At 32.8% G+C, this 14,948-nt stretch carries 16 protein-coding genes; 9 read left to right on the forward strand and 7 right to left on the reverse strand.

What is annotated here, in order from left to right:
- Window positions 1-4 precede the first annotated feature (4 nt).
- The 3 genes from AAEO59_RS07940 (at window position 5) to AAEO59_RS07950 (ending at window position 2,713) form a co-directional block, all read left to right on the forward strand.
- Window positions 5-850 (forward strand): TorF family putative porin, encoded by an 846-nt coding sequence (locus tag AAEO59_RS07940; RefSeq protein ID WP_341700198.1) that lies wholly within the window; start codon window positions 5-7, stop codon window positions 848-850.
- Between the two features lie 63 nt (window positions 851-913).
- Window positions 914-1,846 (forward strand): helix-turn-helix domain-containing protein, encoded by a 933-nt coding sequence (locus AAEO59_RS07945; protein WP_341700199.1) that lies wholly within the window; start codon window positions 914-916, stop codon window positions 1,844-1,846.
- Window positions 1,847-1,945: 99 nt separating this feature from the next.
- Window positions 1,946-2,713, forward strand: a complete 768-nt coding sequence (locus AAEO59_RS07950) for an SDR family NAD(P)-dependent oxidoreductase (RefSeq protein WP_341700200.1) — start codon at window positions 1,946-1,948, stop codon at window positions 2,711-2,713.
- Window positions 2,714-2,783: 70 nt separating this feature from the next.
- On the opposite strand, the gene AAEO59_RS07955 is transcribed toward AAEO59_RS07950, so the two are convergent.
- From AAEO59_RS07955 to AAEO59_RS07965, 3 genes are all read right to left on the reverse strand, one after another.
- Complete coding sequence (locus AAEO59_RS07955) at window positions 2,784-3,440, reverse strand: aspartate kinase (protein WP_066325704.1); 657 nt, start codon at window positions 3,438-3,440, stop codon at window positions 2,784-2,786.
- Between the two features lie 118 nt (window positions 3,441-3,558).
- Window positions 3,559-3,918 carry a YraN family protein gene (locus tag AAEO59_RS07960; RefSeq protein ID WP_341700201.1) on the reverse strand — a complete coding sequence of 120 codons (360 nt, stop codon included), beginning with the start codon at window positions 3,916-3,918 and terminating at the stop codon, window positions 3,559-3,561.
- Window positions 3,919-4,005: 87 nt separating this feature from the next.
- Window positions 4,006-4,905 carry a S66 peptidase family protein gene (locus AAEO59_RS07965; RefSeq protein WP_341700202.1) on the reverse strand — a complete coding sequence of 300 codons (900 nt, stop codon included), beginning with the start codon at window positions 4,903-4,905 and terminating at the stop codon, window positions 4,006-4,008.
- A gap of 232 nt (window positions 4,906-5,137) precedes the next feature.
- On the opposite strand from AAEO59_RS07965, the gene AAEO59_RS07970 reads away from it, so the two are divergent.
- Window positions 5,138-6,232, forward strand: a complete 1,095-nt coding sequence (locus AAEO59_RS07970; protein WP_341700203.1) for an endonuclease/exonuclease/phosphatase family protein — start codon at window positions 5,138-5,140, stop codon at window positions 6,230-6,232.
- An 81-nt stretch (window positions 6,233-6,313) separates the two neighbouring features.
- Window positions 6,314-7,867: an L-piperidine-6-carboxylate dehydrogenase gene (gene amaB, locus AAEO59_RS07975; protein WP_341700204.1), complete on the forward strand. Its 1,554-nt coding sequence runs from the start codon at window positions 6,314-6,316 to the stop codon at window positions 7,865-7,867.
- A gap of 70 nt (window positions 7,868-7,937) precedes the next feature.
- Here the strand turns inward: amaB and AAEO59_RS07980 are convergent, their stop codons facing one another.
- Both AAEO59_RS07980 and AAEO59_RS07985 read right to left on the reverse strand, forming a co-directional pair.
- Window positions 7,938-8,435, reverse strand: coding sequence for a DUF6646 family protein (locus AAEO59_RS07980; RefSeq protein WP_341700205.1), 498 nt, complete (start codon window positions 8,433-8,435; stop codon window positions 7,938-7,940).
- 23 nt (window positions 8,436-8,458) lie between these two features.
- The gene (locus AAEO59_RS07985) at window positions 8,459-9,184 is read right to left on the reverse strand and encodes a metallophosphoesterase (RefSeq protein WP_341700206.1); all 726 of its coding nucleotides are present in this window, start codon (window positions 9,182-9,184) and stop codon (window positions 8,459-8,461) included.
- A gap of 321 nt (window positions 9,185-9,505) precedes the next feature.
- Here AAEO59_RS07985 and AAEO59_RS07990 point away from each other — a divergent pair, with 321 nt between their 5' ends.
- Both AAEO59_RS07990 and AAEO59_RS07995 read left to right on the forward strand, forming a co-directional pair.
- Entirely contained in the window at window positions 9,506-10,588 is a 1,083-nt protein-coding gene (locus tag AAEO59_RS07990; RefSeq protein WP_341700207.1) for a PAS domain-containing sensor histidine kinase, read from the forward strand.
- Complete coding sequence (locus AAEO59_RS07995) at window positions 10,585-10,995, forward strand: response regulator (RefSeq protein ID WP_341700208.1); 411 nt, start codon at window positions 10,585-10,587, stop codon at window positions 10,993-10,995. Before AAEO59_RS07990 ends, AAEO59_RS07995 begins: the two co-directional genes overlap by 4 nt.
- Before the next feature lie 2 nt (window positions 10,996-10,997).
- Here AAEO59_RS07995 and AAEO59_RS08000 read toward each other — a convergent pair whose 3' ends face one another.
- Window positions 10,998-12,140 carry an ATP-binding protein gene (locus AAEO59_RS08000; RefSeq protein WP_341700209.1) on the reverse strand — a complete coding sequence of 381 codons (1,143 nt, stop codon included), beginning with the start codon at window positions 12,138-12,140 and terminating at the stop codon, window positions 10,998-11,000.
- A 108-nt stretch (window positions 12,141-12,248) separates the two neighbouring features.
- Here AAEO59_RS08000 and AAEO59_RS08005 point away from each other — a divergent pair, with 108 nt between their 5' ends.
- Entirely contained in the window at window positions 12,249-13,070 is an 822-nt protein-coding gene (locus AAEO59_RS08005) for a DUF4382 domain-containing protein (RefSeq protein ID WP_341700210.1), read from the forward strand.
- Window positions 13,071-13,193: 123 nt separating this feature from the next.
- Here AAEO59_RS08005 and AAEO59_RS08010 read toward each other — a convergent pair whose 3' ends face one another.
- The gene (locus AAEO59_RS08010; RefSeq protein ID WP_341700211.1) at window positions 13,194-13,625 is read right to left on the reverse strand and encodes a hypothetical protein; all 432 of its coding nucleotides are present in this window, start codon (window positions 13,623-13,625) and stop codon (window positions 13,194-13,196) included.
- Between the two features lie 280 nt (window positions 13,626-13,905).
- On the opposite strand from AAEO59_RS08010, the gene AAEO59_RS08015 reads away from it, so the two are divergent.
- Window positions 13,906-14,652: a LytR/AlgR family response regulator transcription factor gene (locus tag AAEO59_RS08015; RefSeq protein WP_341700212.1), complete on the forward strand. Its 747-nt coding sequence runs from the start codon at window positions 13,906-13,908 to the stop codon at window positions 14,650-14,652.
- The last annotated feature ends 296 nt before the right edge of the window (window positions 14,653-14,948 follow it).

The following is a 14,948-nucleotide window of genomic DNA, read 5'->3' on the forward strand; positions in this document are numbered from 1 at the left end:
TTTAATGATTACAATTAAGAAATTCCTTTTTCAAGCATTGTTTTTGTTGCCTTTTTTGGGCTTTTCTCAGGAAATGAATCAAGAAGAGAATAGTATTCCGGAAAGTAAAAAGTGGGAATTTAATCTTGATTTGATGAGTCGTTATCTTTGGCGTGGACAGTGTTGGGGAGGAAATTATCTGGCAATTCAGCCTACTGTAGAATATGCAGTTTCTCCCAAATTAGCAGTTGGTACTTGGGCTACAACTAATTTTAAAAAAGAGTATTTTTATCCTGATAATGAAACATCATACAAAGGATACCATGAAGTCGATTTGTATTTGAGTTATCAAATTAATGACTTTTTGCAATTCCAACTTTGGGATTATTATTGGCCTTCAGTTTCAAAAGTAGAAGGAGTAAGTAATAAACTTTTTGATTACGGTCCTACGAGTTCTCAAACGGTAGATGCTATTTTGTATTTTGATTTTTCTGAAGGATATCGTTATCCGTTTAATGCCACGATAAGTACATTTATTTTAGGAAATGATTACCGATATGACCGAAATGATAATCCGAAACATAATTATACTACTTATTTAGAGTTAGGGTATACTTTAACTCTCTTTAAAAATATTGAGTTGCTGGCCTCTTCGGGAGTTGTATTAAATAACAAAGCAGCCTATTATACTTTTGCTGATTACGATAAACCATCTTTGGTTAATTTATCCTTGAAAGCAACTAAAGAAATCCCTTTGTTTGGTAGGTTTTCAATGCCGATTTCTTTAAATTTTGTTCATAATGCTGCTACAAAAAACACTGATTTTTTTGGTAAAGACTTCTTAGTTGCCGGAGTGAGTTTTGGATATTAGTTTGGTTTAATCTTTTTAGGTTTTCTTTTATTTGTATATTTGATTTTTGCAAATCAGTATTTTATGAAGCTAAAATCAATTGACGAGTTTTATAGTGAAATCACTAATCCAGCTAATGTGGATCAAATTTCCTTGTTGCCTGATGGTATTCAAAAAGAAATAGGGCATTTTAATGTTTTTAACATTGGGGAACTTTATGAAGCTTTTAAAGACAAGCCTGTTATGCCTTATGACAGGAGAGCTTATTATAAAATCAGTTTAATAAAAGGAAAGAACAGAGCCGAATATGCTGATAAGGTAATTAATATTGAGGAAAATGCATTGTTATTTGCTACGCCAAAAATTCCCTACCATTATGTTCCTCTGGATTTGCAACAACAATCAGGATATTTTTGTGTTTTTACGGCAGAATTTTTAGCCAAAGAAAAAAGCGGGATAGATTTGGATAATTTACCCATCTTTCATCCTGATGGTTTTCCGATTTTTGAAATATCTACAGCTGATTCTGAGTCTATTGAGTTAATATTTAAAAAGATACAGCTTGAAATTAATTCAGATTATGCATTTAAATATGATTTAATTCGAAATTATGTTTCTGAGTTAATTCATTTTGGACAAAAATTACAACCTGCCACAGCGCTATATTCTAAGCATAATTCGGCTGCAAGAGTGGCTTCCCTTTTTACAGAATTATTAGAAAGGCAGTTTCCTATTGATTCGCCACGTCAAAGATTAGAATTGCGAACGGCCAAGGATTATGCCGGTCGTTTAGCCATTCATGTGAATCATTTGAACAAAGTATTAAAAGAAAATACCGGAAAAACAACAACCGAATTAATCAGTAGAAGATTAATTCATGAAGCCAAAATTTTATTGAAAGAAACCGATTGGAATATTTCTGAAATTGCTTACTCGCTAGGTTTTGAAGAGTTGGCGCATTTTTCTAATTTTTTCAAAAAACAAACAAGTCTGACCCCAATTTCATTTAGAGATTAATGTTGTATTTGAATTTTGCAAATTACAGATTGATATTTGCAAATTTTGTGGTGTAGTTCTCCCATAATTTTGCTGTATTAATTTAAATATAATATTAAGATGGAATTCAAAGAAAGTAAAATAGCGCTGGTTACTGGGGGAAGTCGCGGTTTAGGAAAAGATATGGCTTTGAGTCTTGCCAAAAAAGGACTCGATATTATTCTTACTTACCATAGCAAAATTGATGAAGCTAATGAAGTTGTAAGTGCAATTGAAAGTTTAGGTCAAAAAGCAATTGCTGTGCAATTGAATGTAGCCGAATCTGGAAGTTTTGATTCGTTTTTTGAAAAAATTTCAGATGTGTTGAAAAATACTTTTGGCAAGGCTAAATTTGATTTTTTGATTAATAATGCCGGTGTTGGTGTACATGAAAGTTTTGTATCTACAACCGATGCACAGTTAGATAGTATGGTTAATATTCATTTTAAAGGTGCTTTTTTTCTAACTCAAAAAGCATTATTGTTAATGAATGATGGTGGTGGAATTGTAAATGTTTCTTCTGGATTAACTCGTTTTTCATTCCCTGGTTATGCAGTTTACGCAAGTATGAAAGGAGCGATGGAAACCTTGACTAAATACCAGGCTAAGGAATTAGGAGTAAGAAAAATTAGAGTCAATATAGTTGCGCCTGGTGCTATAGAAACAGATTTTGGTGGAGGCGTAGTTCGTGATAACGAACAATTAAATCAGCATATTGCTTCTGTAACTGCACTGGGAAGAGTTGGTTTACCGGATGATATTGGTAGTGTGGTGGCTTTTTTATGTACAGATGATGCTAAATGGGTTAATGCGCAACGAATTGAAGTTTCGGGAGGAATGAATTTGTAATTATTTATAGGTATAAAAAAAGCTTCCAATCTATTTCGTTTGGAAGCTTTTTTATATTATTGAATTCTGATTAGTTTTTCAAATCTTTAATTACTTTGAAAGCAACATCTACCTGATCTTCGCCTACTAGAATAGTGAACTCATTTGAAGTTGAAATCACCTCATTGATGATGATTCCCTCCCAAGCCAAACGTTGGAAAATGAAATAATAAATTCCTGGAACCACAATGTTTTCTTTTGGAAGTTTTACAGTGATTGAAGCCAGATTGTCTAATTTCTGTATAAGTTTTTCGTTAGAAAAATGTTTGTCAACTAATTTGTTAACCGTGTTGCTTACTACAATGTTGATTTCGTTTACACCTCTTGAAGAAGTATAAAAAACATCCGGAAAACCATTGATGTCCGAAATTAATTCGGCTTGTTTGTTTAAAACAGTTTCCGAAACTGCAAATGTGTAGTCAGTTAAAGCAGAACGAACTGTAATTTCACCAATGTTTTTGATTACTTTATTGATTTTATGATTTAATCTAAAGTCTAATTCTTCGGTTAATCGTTTCAAGGACATCACAACAGCGCCCTGTTTTACTTCTTTTCCAAATTCACTCTCTAATTCAGACATGATATTTCTGGATAAAGAGGTTAAGTTGATGATTCCAAGTGACAAAGCATTTAATAAAAATGGTTTTGTTTTGATGTAATTTTCGACAATTGATGAAACTGTTTTCATAATCAAATAGGTGTTTTTACTTAGTTTTTAAGTCGATTTACTTAGTTAAATCGTTAAAAATATGGGCAAATATAATTAAAAAAACAATTTGTTACAAAAATAACATAAAAAAAATGCTTTAAAAGTGAAAAAAGGCATCTGTAAGGTGCTCAATTACAAAAGATTTATCTTCTTTGTGAATGGAAATTATATCGAAACGAACGTTAATATCAAGATCTTTTTCGACTACGTAGTTGTCGATGGCTTTCGTAAGTAGTTTGATTTTTTTAGTATTGACTGCGTCTTGAGGAAGTCCGAATTCCAAAGAGGAACGCGTTTTAACTTCTACAATAGCAAGTGTATCATCTATTTGGGCTATGATGTCTATCTCGGCTTTTTGAAATGTCCAATTGGTTTCCAGAATTGTATAGCCGTTTTTTTCTAAAAATTCAACAGCTAATTCTTCTCCTAGTTTTCCTAATTCGTTGTGTTGAGCCATTAAAAATAGTATTCAGTGTTCAGTCCCGATAACTATCGGGATCAGTAAGCAGTTCAAATGCCTAATTAAAATTGAAATTGTTATAGATTAATTTTCAAATTTCAATGTACTTTTCTCAGGAGTAACTTCCATAGTAACGGTACTCCCTAAAACTAATGCTCTGTTGTCTTGAATGTGACCTGCCGGAAAGTTATAAATTACTGGGATGTTGTATTTCTTAGTAACATCTTCTATGATTTCAACGGCATTTTTTCCCCAAGGAATTTCGTTGTCTTTCATTTTTGTCATCGAACCTACTACAATTCCTTTGATGCTTTCCAGGCAACCGTTGCGTTTTAAATTCATCATCATACGGTCAATGTGGTATAAATATTCGTCTAAATCTTCGATGAATAAAATTTTATCATGACAATCAATCGCTGAAGGAGAACCAAATAAACTGTATAAAATGGAAAGATTTCCACCTACTAATTCGCCTGTTGCTTTCCCAAAACGGTTCATTTTGTCGGTAGGAATTGTATAGCTAATAGCTTCATTAAATAAGGCTTCTCTTAAAGTTTCTTTGGCTTCCGGAGTAGCTCTTGGAATACTTACCGGCATGATACCATGAATGGTTTTATATCCCAAGGTATTGAGGTGATTGTGTAAAACCGTGATATCACTAAAACCTACAATCCATTTTGGATTCTGTTTGAACTTGGTAAAATCTAAATAGTCAATTATTCTAACAGTTCCATAACCGCCTTTGACGCACCAAATGGCTTTGATATTTGGATTGTCCAGTTGGGCTTGAAAATCGGCAGTTCGTTCTTCATCGGTACCTGCAAGCTGATTGTTGTCTAAGCCTATGCTTTTTCCTATCACAACCTCAAGTCCCCAACTGTGCAATAAATCGATGGCGGGTTGTAATAAGTTTTCGGTATATTTTCGGGCGGTGGCTACAATAGCAATAGTGTCTCCTTTTTGTAAAGCGGCTGGTGTAATCATGTTTTGTTGGGCTTGACTAGTGAAAGATTGAAAAAATAAAATCAGAAATAAACGAAATATTCGGTTTGAAAATAAAAATCGGGAAGTAGTCATATTTGTATTTTTCCTGAATAAATAAAAATGATATGCCTTACTCCGGCATCAAAACAAAGATAATTAAAAACCAAAAATATTATATTGCAAATTGTATGAAATGGATTAAATTTACTAAAGTCTTTTAAATTAGTTGTTTATGCAAAAGTGGAGATTGGCTGTTGTCGCTTTGTTTTTTTTGGTTCCAATGGCTTTTTCCCAGTCCAAAAGTTATCGGATTCATACGGTAGCATTTTATAATTTCGAAAATTTATTTGATACCATTGACAGTCCTGATACTCATGATGAGGAATGGACTCCTCAAGGATTGCAACATTGGACTGCATCCAAATACCAACAAAAACTGAAAAATCTTGCGCGGGTTTTAAGCGAAATTGGAAAACCTGATAATGCTAATGCTCCCACACTTATTGCAGGTTCTGAAATTGAAAATAGAAATGTACTTGAAGATTTAATCCAACAACCCAATTTGGCCGCTCAGGATTATGGAATTATCCACTTTGATTCTCCTGACAAAAGAGGAATTGATGTGGCTTTGTTGTATCAAAAGAAATTTTTCATGCCTACGTCTTATAGAAATATCCCTTTGAATATTCGTAGAAAGGAAAATCAGCCGTTTGATGGAGATTCTGAAGAAACAGATGATCAAATAGTAGAGAATAGTTCTAAAAATCGCATTTTTACTCGTGACCAGCTTTTAGTAACGGGGTTTTTGGAGGGAGAGGAAATTCATATAATTGTCAATCACTGGCCTTCGCGTTCGGGTGGAGAGAAAAAATCGAGTCCGTATCGAGAAGCAGCCGGAATGTTAAATAGGAAAATTATTGATTCGTTGCAAAAAATCAATCCAAATGCTAAGGTGATTACCCTTGGTGATTTAAATGACAGTCCTTTTAATAATAGTGTTAAAAAAGCATTGGAAACAAAAGCTAAAAAACAAGAAGTTCCAGAATTTGGAATTTTCAATCCTTTCGAAGAAATGGCTAAAAAAGGATTGGGTACAATTGCTTTTGGTGATGCCTGGGATATTTTTGACCAAATCATGCTTACACAATCTTTGATCAAGAATGATTTTTCGACTTATCAATATTGGAAAGCGGGTATTTTTAATAGAAGTTATTTGATTCAAACTTCAGGACGATACAAAGGTTATCCTAAACGGCATTCGGCAACAGAAGTAGGTTTTAGTGATCACTTTCCCGTTTATGTTTATTTGATTAAGGAAGCCAAATAGATTTTGTACCTTAGCTTTTCCAGATGTAATCGGGAAGAGGAGGGATTTCTTCGGCTATAAAAACAACAATATCATTTTACAATGTCAACAATTGCTACACAATTTGGGATTAAAGCCGCATTGGCACAATTAGGAATTTCGGATATAAATGACGGAACTTCAACGGGTAAAGATTTTTTTTCAACTGGGGAAATTCTGGAGAGTTATTCGCCTGTAGATGGTGCTTTAATTGCAAAAGTAAGAATGTCTTCGATAGCTGATTATGAAAAAGTAATACAGGCAGCAACAGAGGCTTTCAAAGTATTCCGATTGATATCGGCGCCAAAACGTGGTGAAATGGTGCGTCAGTTTGGGGAAAAGTTGCGTCAAAATAAAGATGCTTTAGGCAAATTAGTTTCTTACGAAATGGGGAAATCCCTGCAGGAAGGTTACGGCGAAGTTCAGGAAATGATTGATATTTGCGATTTTGCTGTTGGACTTTCCCGACAATTGCATGGTTTGACGATGCACTCAGAAAGGCCTAATCACCGTATGTATGAACAATACCATCCGCTGGGTGTTGTTGGAATCATTTCGGCTTTTAATTTTCCGGTAGCGGTTTGGTCCTGGAATGCAGCTTTGGCTTTGGTTTGCGGCGATGTTTGTGTTTGGAAACCATCTGAAAAAACACCTTTGTGTGGTGTTGCCTGTCAAAATATTTTAGCAGATGTTTTAAGAGAAAATAATCTGCCTGAGGGGATTTCGTGCCTGATTAATGGTGATTTTACGATAGGTGAATTATTGACAAAAGATTCCCGTATTCCTTTAATTTCAGCTACTGGTTCTACTCGAATGGGGAAAATTGTGGCGCAAACTGTTGCAGCACGTTTGGGTAAATCCTTGTTAGAGTTGGGTGGAAACAACGCTATTATTGTTACTCCGGATGCCGATATAAAAATGACTGTGATTGGAGCTGTTTTTGGTGCAGTAGGAACTGCAGGTCAGCGCTGTACTTCGACCCGTCGAATAATAATTCACGAAAGTGTTTATGATAAAGTGGCTGCTGCTTTGGTTGCTGCTTACCAGCAATTGCGTATTGGGAATCCATTAGACCAAAACAATCATGTAGGACCGCTAATTGATACTGATGCAGTTGAAAAATATGCAAAAGCCATTGATAAAGCAGTTGCCGAAGGAGGTAAAATTCTTGTAGATGGTGCTTTGCTCTCGGGAGAAGGATATGAAAGCGGTTGTTATGTAAAACCCGCTATAGTGGAAGTTGATAATTCATTTGAAATTGTACAGCAGGAAACTTTTGCTCCAATTTTGTATTTGATTAAATATTCAGGTTTAGTTGAGAATGCAATTGCTATGCAGAATAATGTTGCACAAGGTTTGTCTTCAGCAATTATGACGAACAATTTGCGCGAAGCCGAATTATTCCTGTCTACCGCAGGTTCTGATTGCGGAATTGCCAATGTAAATATTGGAACTTCAGGAGCCGAAATTGGTGGTGCTTTTGGCGGAGAAAAAGAAACCGGTGGCGGTCGAGAATCAGGTTCAGATGCCTGGAAAGTCTACATGAGAAGACAAACCAATACCATTAATTATGGTAGTAGTTTGCCTTTAGCTCAGGGGATTAAGTTTGATTTGTAAATTCTCACAACATAAACAAAAACGGCTATTTGAAAAACTCAAATAGCCGTTTTTGTTTTTAATCTATGATTTACAAATTAAAAGAAGCACCAATATTAAAAGTAAACTGATTGTTTAATCGTTCAAAACCTATTGCTTCCGGTTTGTATTTGGCAATAGGAAAGCCTATTTCGCTTACTACACCAAAGCCTTCGGTGAAGAAATAGCGAAATCCGAGATGAGCGCCAAAATTTCGTAAACCCAAATCCAGTCCCGGATAAATATCAAGTTTTTCATCTACGTTAAAGACATTACCTATATTGGCATTAAAACGAAGCTTAATGTCAGCCCGATCTCCAAAATCAGGTTTGTTTCCTAATCCATCTCTGTCAACCGATAATAAATAGGAAGCAGCTATTCCTAAAGAAATGTTTTCGCCCAAACCATAATCATTGGAGATTCTGATTCCTGATCCGTGTTCCTGAATAGTGGCGGTAACATCAAATTTAGTGTCTTCTTTACCCTTAAAAGCTTGTGCGTTTACTATTGAAACGGTGAAAAATACAATGAATATGAATATTTTTTTCATGATGATTTATATGTTATGCTACGTTAATTTCTGCCTTTTTCGTCAAAATACAATTGATGTAAGGGTTCGCTTTGCCAGAATTCTTTAGTATCGATGTCCATGATGGTTAATGGTCCTTTAAAGGCTGCTCCGGTATCAACGTTCCAAATGCAGGCTTTATTTACGGGTGTCGTTTTTTCTATTCGGGTAACTGGAGTGTGGCCTATGTAAATCTCGTTATATAAGGTTAGTCTTTTTGGATAGGATAAATCTGTTGTTTTTAAATTTGGGTCTAATGCCAATGCAGTTTCCCATAAAGTTCGGTCCCAATAGAATAGTTTAGGGAAATATTCATAATTGATGCCGTTCATATTTGTAAATCCGGCATGAATAAATAGTCGTTGTTTGTCATCCAGATAATAATCGTGCAAGGATTGTAAAAATTCAATATGTCTTTGCTTGATACCATCGCTCACATCTTCATAAGCAATAACGGTGGCTTCCCCTCCGTGATTGTACCATAAGGCATTGTCTTTATTGTCTTTTAACCAATGAAGTAATAATTCGTCATGATTTCCTCTTATGAATACACAGTCGTTTTTAGCGTTTAATTCAATTAAATAATTCAGTACTTGTGGTGATTGACTCCAGCCATCAACATAATCTCCCAGAAAAATCAGTTTGTCTTTTTCGGTGACTTTAGCTCTTTCCATTATTTGATGTAAAGCTCGTAAACCTCCATGAATATCTCCTATGACTAATGTTCTCATTTTTTGAAATCTGCTTTTATTTTCCAATATAATAAAAAATGTTCTAAGAGTAAGGCAGAAATAAAAATTTTAATAAGTAAGTCTGTCAATATTAAAATAGGATTAAAAAATAGATACGGAATGTGTTTTTTTTGTAAAAAAAATAATTCTTTTCCATGAAATTCAAATGGTTTTTTGTAGTTTTATACTGTAAATTACAATGTATGGATATTTGCTAAAAAAACCTGATGGAAATAAAGATGATGATGTGTTTTGTTTTTTAATAATGTATTTAATAAAATATTTCATAGAAGAGTTATGAATTAATAATGCGTTTTTCATATGAAAAAAGAACTTTCTGATTATAAGCATGCTCTCGATGTGTCAGCTATAGTAGCAATTACTGATCAAAAAGGTACAATTATCCATGCCAATGATAATTTTTGCAAAATTTCTAAATATAGTAGAGAGGAGTTAATAGGTCAGGATCATAGGATTATTAATTCAGGTTATCATTCTAAGGAATTCATAAAAAACATATGGGTTACTATAGCTAATGGTAAAATTTGGAAAGGAGAATTAAAGAATAAAGCAAAGGATGGCGCTACGTATTGGGTTGATACTACTATTGTGCCTTTTTTAGATAAAAAAGGGAAACCTTATCAATACATCGCCATTCGTTCTGATATTACTGATAGAAAAAAAGCAGAGGATGATTTAATTAAATATTCCAAAGCATTAGAAATAACAAACAGGCAATTAGTTGATTTTTGTAACATTGTTTCTCATAATTTACGAGCCCCATTAACCAATATTGCTATGCTGGTGGATTTTATTGAGCAAAGTAAAAGTGAAGAAGAACGCAATGAAATTCAGGTAAAAATAAAACCAGTAATAAATCATTTATTAGAGGTTTTTAATGAATTAGTAGAGTCGATACAGGTGCAGCAGGATACAGGAGTGAAAATTGACGAAATTATTGTTGAAGAATGTGTTGAGAAGAATTTAAGCTTTTTTGAAACCCAAACAAAAAAATATGAAATTGAAGTTAAAACGGAATTAAAGGGGGTTTCTAAAATTTATTTTCCGCAAAAGTATATCGATAGTGTGTTAACTAATTTAATTAGTAATGCTATAAAATATCGTTCTCCAGATAGAAAATTAGTTCTTGAAATCAAAACGAAGCAGGAGAAGGATACTTTTTTATTAGCTGTTAGCGATAATGGTTTGGGGATTGATTTAGATATGCATAAACATCATGTTTTCAAAATTCGTAAAACTTTCCATAGACACAAAGAGGCAAAAGGATTTGGTCTTTATTTAATTAAAACTCAGGTTGAGGCCATGGGTGGGAGAATTTGGGTTGAAAGCAAAGTTGATGTGGGTTCAACTTTTTTTGTAGAATTTAAAAATATAAGGGTATGAAGAAAATTAAGAATATGACATTAATAGATGATGACGATATTTTTGTTTTTTTAACTAGAAAAGCAATTGAAAGCACAAGTTTAGTTGAGTTAGTAAAGGTTTTTGGGAATGGATTAGACGCTATAAATTTTCTTAGGGAGCATTATCAAGACGTAGATTCATTGCCCGAGATTATCTTATTAGATATTAGTATGCCTATCATGGACGGTTGGCAGTTTATGGATCAGTTTACTAAACTGGCACCAAAAATTGACAAAAAAATAACAATATATATATGCTCGTCATCAATTTCACCAAGCGATGTAGAATTAGCTAAAAAGAACAATTTAGTTTCTGATTATATAATAAAACCAATCACAAAAGAAAAATTGATTGATTTATTGAAAAATATTATAGAAGAGATTTAGTTTTAGGGTTGAACATCATATTTCATCTTCCTTAAAATGCGCATGGCCTCTTTAAAAGATAAATATACTAAAGGGAATGCTTTAAGATATGTTTTTACATCAATCAGTTTTCTTTTGGCATCATCAAAACCGTTGAGGTAACAAATCATTAAGGTAGAAGGAAGGTTTTCCAGATCTTTTTGTTCTCTTAGTGATAGTTGCTGATTCTTTTTGAGTTTATTTATTAAAGTTTCGTTGTTGTTGTAAATATGAAAAAGTAATTTTTTGTTGAAAGCAGGAGGTTCAAAAAGCATTTTACTTTCAATTTTATAGTATCCGTTTTCAAAAAAATGAATCGTTTGTTGTTCCAAAGGATAGAAGCTGGTTTTGTCATTTAGTCCCAGAGGAACATATTCAATAATGGTAAAACTATTTTCGTCAAAATCAATGGTTACAACGTCCTGAGCAGAGTAGAAAAGTTTGATGTGTTCGTTAATTAATTCGATATCAACTCTGGATAAGAAGGTCTTGTCTCTAACTATTTTTGGAATTCCGGCCCAGCAAATCACAAATAACTCTTTGAAGACCTTGTATTTTGGAGCCATGTCTTTATGTCTAAAATTCATAAAATCATAAAAACCGTCTAAGGTGTATTTGATATTATTTCGGGAATTATTTTCGAGATCAATAACTGTTTCGGTATTTAGATAATTCTTTTCGATTTTGTCTTCGGTAGGAGTAGTGTTGCTGCCTCTTCTGATAAAAATACTATGTGCAGGTATGGTATGTATTCCTTTTTTAAAAGAGGAAATTTTATTTTTGGGTTTGATAGTGACTAAGCCTATTACTTTATCCTTAGGTAAATTAGGAAATGGGACGTTTTCGTATTGTATTTTAGGCGGATTGTCTAAATAAGCGTTAATAAGATTCTGGATATGACTATCGTCAAAAAAATCAGCACCTACAATTTCGTTGTCCTGATCTTCAACACCTACTACAATATATGAGTTATTGGCTGGATTTGAATTAGATAGAGCACAAATGTGCTTTAAAAATTTGGATTTCCCTTCTTTTGTGTGTAAATTTAGTTGGCGTTTTTTATCGTAAAAACTATTTTCATCGTTATGAGAAAGCAAATTTTTTATTAAAAGCCGTTTATTTATCATTTGATAATGAAATTTACGATTTGAGTTTTACAAAAAAACATTTTTTTTAAGGCAATTTTATTGTTTTTATGGCGTTGTGAATATACTAATTTTAATAAGTAAGAAAAAATGAGAAAGATTAAATTTTGCCCTCAATTATTTTTTGTCATTCTTTTACTAGCTACTTTTTTTACAGCATGTAATGATAATGACGACAGTAGTCAAACTGCAAGGATGGTAGTTAGAATGACTGATGCTCCCGGAGATTACGATGAAGTAAATGTTAATGTACAAGATATTATGATAAAGACTTCAACTGATTCCGGAGAGGATGGTTGGGTTAGTATTGTAAGTGATACATTTGTTCCTGGAATGTATAATTTATTAGATTTAACAGGTGGAGTTTCTATTTTACTGGCTGATAATATTGTTCCGGCTGGAGAATTGGGACAAGTTCGATTAGTTTTAGGAGATGGAAATAATTTTGTTAAAGATAATGTTGTTTATCCATTAGCGACTCCTAGCGCAATGCAATCCGGATTAAAATTGATGGTTAATCAAACATTGCAAGCTGGGGTTACCTATGATTTTCTTCTGGATTTTGATGTAGCTAAGTCTATAGTTTCGGCTGGAAGTTCAGGTTTGTATAATTTAAAACCGGTTATTCGTGTTTCGACTACAGCTACATCGGGAGTAATTAAAGGAAAGATTAGTCCGGCTTTGACAGGTTTCCAGGTTGTGGCCACAGTTCCAGTGGGAGATACTACAGTGTCAGCTTATTCTGATGAAACGGGAGCGTTTCAATTAAACGGAATTCCAGCAGGTACTTACACAGTTACATTAACTCCTGAAACGGGTTCAGGTAAAGCTATTAAAACAGTAAGTAGTGTACTTGTGGTAAATGGAGAAGTGACTGATTTAGGCAATATTACTTTAGATGCAGTTCCATAAAATTGGCTAATGAATAATTTAAATACCAAAAAAACAGCTCCATTTGAGGCTGTTTTTTTGTTTACTTTTTTGAAAAGATTTTAAAAGGAGTCTATTATTATAATTGTATTTAATTTTATAATATTATTTTCTTACAAACTCATAATAGCGATTTGAAGAATCTTTTGTTGATTTACTTAGCTTATTATTAGTTTGTTTTACTTTTAAATGAGTAGCTGTTAAGGATATTATAGTAAATGAATTGTTCATGGTAACTACTTCATTAGATTGACTAGTGTAAGATAAAATTTTATCTGTTAATGTATAATTGAAGTTTTCAGTGTAAGGTTCACTATCACAATTGTAATATTCAGTGATAGTGTAATTTCCGTTTTCAGTAAAGGTCCAATTATCTTTGTTTGTTGTGCATCCATGTTCATAATCCTTTACATCATACGGTTCGTTGTTGCTGTCAATATATCCTGTTTTACTTCTTTCCCAAGTACCAACGATTGAATTTGTAGGTTCATCATCATTTGAACAAGATAAATTCATAAAGGCTACAGAAAGTAACAATAGACAAAGTTTTAATGCTTTTTTCATAATAATTCGGTTTATAATTTTATGATGTAAAAGTAGAATTGTCTTACGAGTTTGTGGTGCATAACTTCATGAATGGTAGTTATGACTTGATGATAGGTGGTTTTTAAACTTTAAATTTGTGATAGTAAGTAAAATGAATAGTAGTTTTTATTATTCAATTTTGTTTCAAAAGTCGTTTTCACTTCATAAAAGGTTTTTTTATTCGAATTTTATAAGAAAATAAATCATTATTTTTGAAAAAACTGAAACACACATGAAAGCCATAATCGTTGATGATGAACCTAAAGCCAGATCTATTCTAAGAAATATTATTCTTAAATATTGTGAAGGAATTGAACTTGCAGATGATGCTTCAAGTGTAGTAGAAGCGGTAAAAATTATTAATAAGCAAAAGCCGGATATTGTTTTTCTAGACATTGAAATGGCTTCAGATAATGGTTTTGCCTTGTTTGATTATTTTGACAAACCTCCCTTTGAAACTATCTTTTGTACTGCTTATTCAGAATTTGCGTTGAAGGCTTTTGAAGTTTCGGCAATAGATTATATTTTGAAACCCATTGCAATCACTAAAGTACAAAGTGCTGTTGAGAAAGCCATAAAAACCAGAGGTCAAAATAAAATTATAGAGCATATTTCAATACTTAAAGAGAATTTGTCCTCAACTAAATTGCAAAAAATAGGATTGCCTTTGTCGGACGGGTTGCAGTTTCTCAAAATTGAAGATTTACTTTATTTTGAAGCAGATGGATCTTATACCAAAGTAATTACCACAACGGCTAATTATTTGGTTTGTAAAAAAATAAAAGATTTTGATGAGCTTTTGCAAAATGACAATCGTTTTTATCGCGTTCATCGATCTTATTTAGTGAACATTTTAAAAATTTCAAAATACAATAAAAGAGAGGGAGCTACACTCGTTTTTGAAAATGACAAATTGATTCCGGTTGCTCGCGAAAAGAAAAATGATTTTGACGAATTTATTAGTGAAATGGTAGTATGAAAAAGAAATATATACTGCTCTTATTGGTAAATTGTATCTCTTTTTTTGTTTTTTCTCAGCAAAAAAATGATTTAAAAATATTGCAAAATGACAGCTTGGTTTGTCATCAGCTAATTGAAAAAATAGAAAACGAAAATAATCATCATATTTGGATTCAATATAACAATGCATTAAAGAAAATTTGTGCTAAGAATTTTAATTGCAATGATTTAACTTTTCGAAAAAAGTTTCAAAAATATTATGCAACTTCGCTATTGAATGAAGGGGCATACTATAATTATACGGATCGTTATGAA

It is taken from the genome of Flavobacterium flavipallidum, from assembly GCF_038289905.1.
Lineage (GTDB): Bacteria > Bacteroidota > Bacteroidia > Flavobacteriales > Flavobacteriaceae > Flavobacterium > Flavobacterium flavipallidum.

What these genes read in the sequence shown, in the direction of transcription:
- AAEO59_RS07995 (WP_341700208.1), top strand. Translation starts at nt 10,585, where the DNA reads ATGAAGAAAATTAAGAATATGACATTAATAGATGATGACGATATTTTT.
- AAEO59_RS07940 (WP_341700198.1), top strand. Translation starts at nt 5, where the DNA reads ATGATTACAATTAAGAAATTCCTTTTTCAAGCATTGTTTTTGTTGCCT.
- AAEO59_RS07950 (WP_341700200.1), top strand. Translation starts at nt 1,946, where the DNA reads ATGGAATTCAAAGAAAGTAAAATAGCGCTGGTTACTGGGGGAAGTCGC.
- AAEO59_RS07985 (WP_341700206.1), bottom strand. Translation starts at nt 9,184, where the DNA reads ATGAGAACATTAGTCATAGGAGATATTCATGGAGGTTTACGAGCTTTA.
- AAEO59_RS07960 (WP_341700201.1), bottom strand. Translation starts at nt 3,918, where the DNA reads ATGGCTCAACACAACGAATTAGGAAAACTAGGAGAAGAATTAGCTGTT.
- AAEO59_RS07970 (WP_341700203.1), top strand. Translation starts at nt 5,138, where the DNA reads ATGCAAAAGTGGAGATTGGCTGTTGTCGCTTTGTTTTTTTTGGTTCCA.
- AAEO59_RS07965 (WP_341700202.1), bottom strand. Translation starts at nt 4,905, where the DNA reads ATGATTACACCAGCCGCTTTACAAAAAGGAGACACTATTGCTATTGTA.
- AAEO59_RS07980 (WP_341700205.1), bottom strand. Translation starts at nt 8,435, where the DNA reads ATGAAAAAAATATTCATATTCATTGTATTTTTCACCGTTTCAATAGTA.
- amaB (WP_341700204.1), top strand. Translation starts at nt 6,314, where the DNA reads ATGTCAACAATTGCTACACAATTTGGGATTAAAGCCGCATTGGCACAA.
- AAEO59_RS08005 (WP_341700210.1), top strand. Translation starts at nt 12,249, where the DNA reads ATGAGAAAGATTAAATTTTGCCCTCAATTATTTTTTGTCATTCTTTTA.
- AAEO59_RS07990 (WP_341700207.1), top strand. Translation starts at nt 9,506, where the DNA reads ATGAAAAAAGAACTTTCTGATTATAAGCATGCTCTCGATGTGTCAGCT.
- AAEO59_RS07955 (WP_066325704.1), bottom strand. Translation starts at nt 3,440, where the DNA reads ATGAAAACAGTTTCATCAATTGTCGAAAATTACATCAAAACAAAACCA.
- AAEO59_RS08000 (WP_341700209.1), bottom strand. Translation starts at nt 12,140, where the DNA reads ATGATAAATAAACGGCTTTTAATAAAAAATTTGCTTTCTCATAACGAT.
- AAEO59_RS07945 (WP_341700199.1), top strand. Translation starts at nt 914, where the DNA reads ATGAAGCTAAAATCAATTGACGAGTTTTATAGTGAAATCACTAATCCA.
- AAEO59_RS08015 (WP_341700212.1), top strand. Translation starts at nt 13,906, where the DNA reads ATGAAAGCCATAATCGTTGATGATGAACCTAAAGCCAGATCTATTCTA.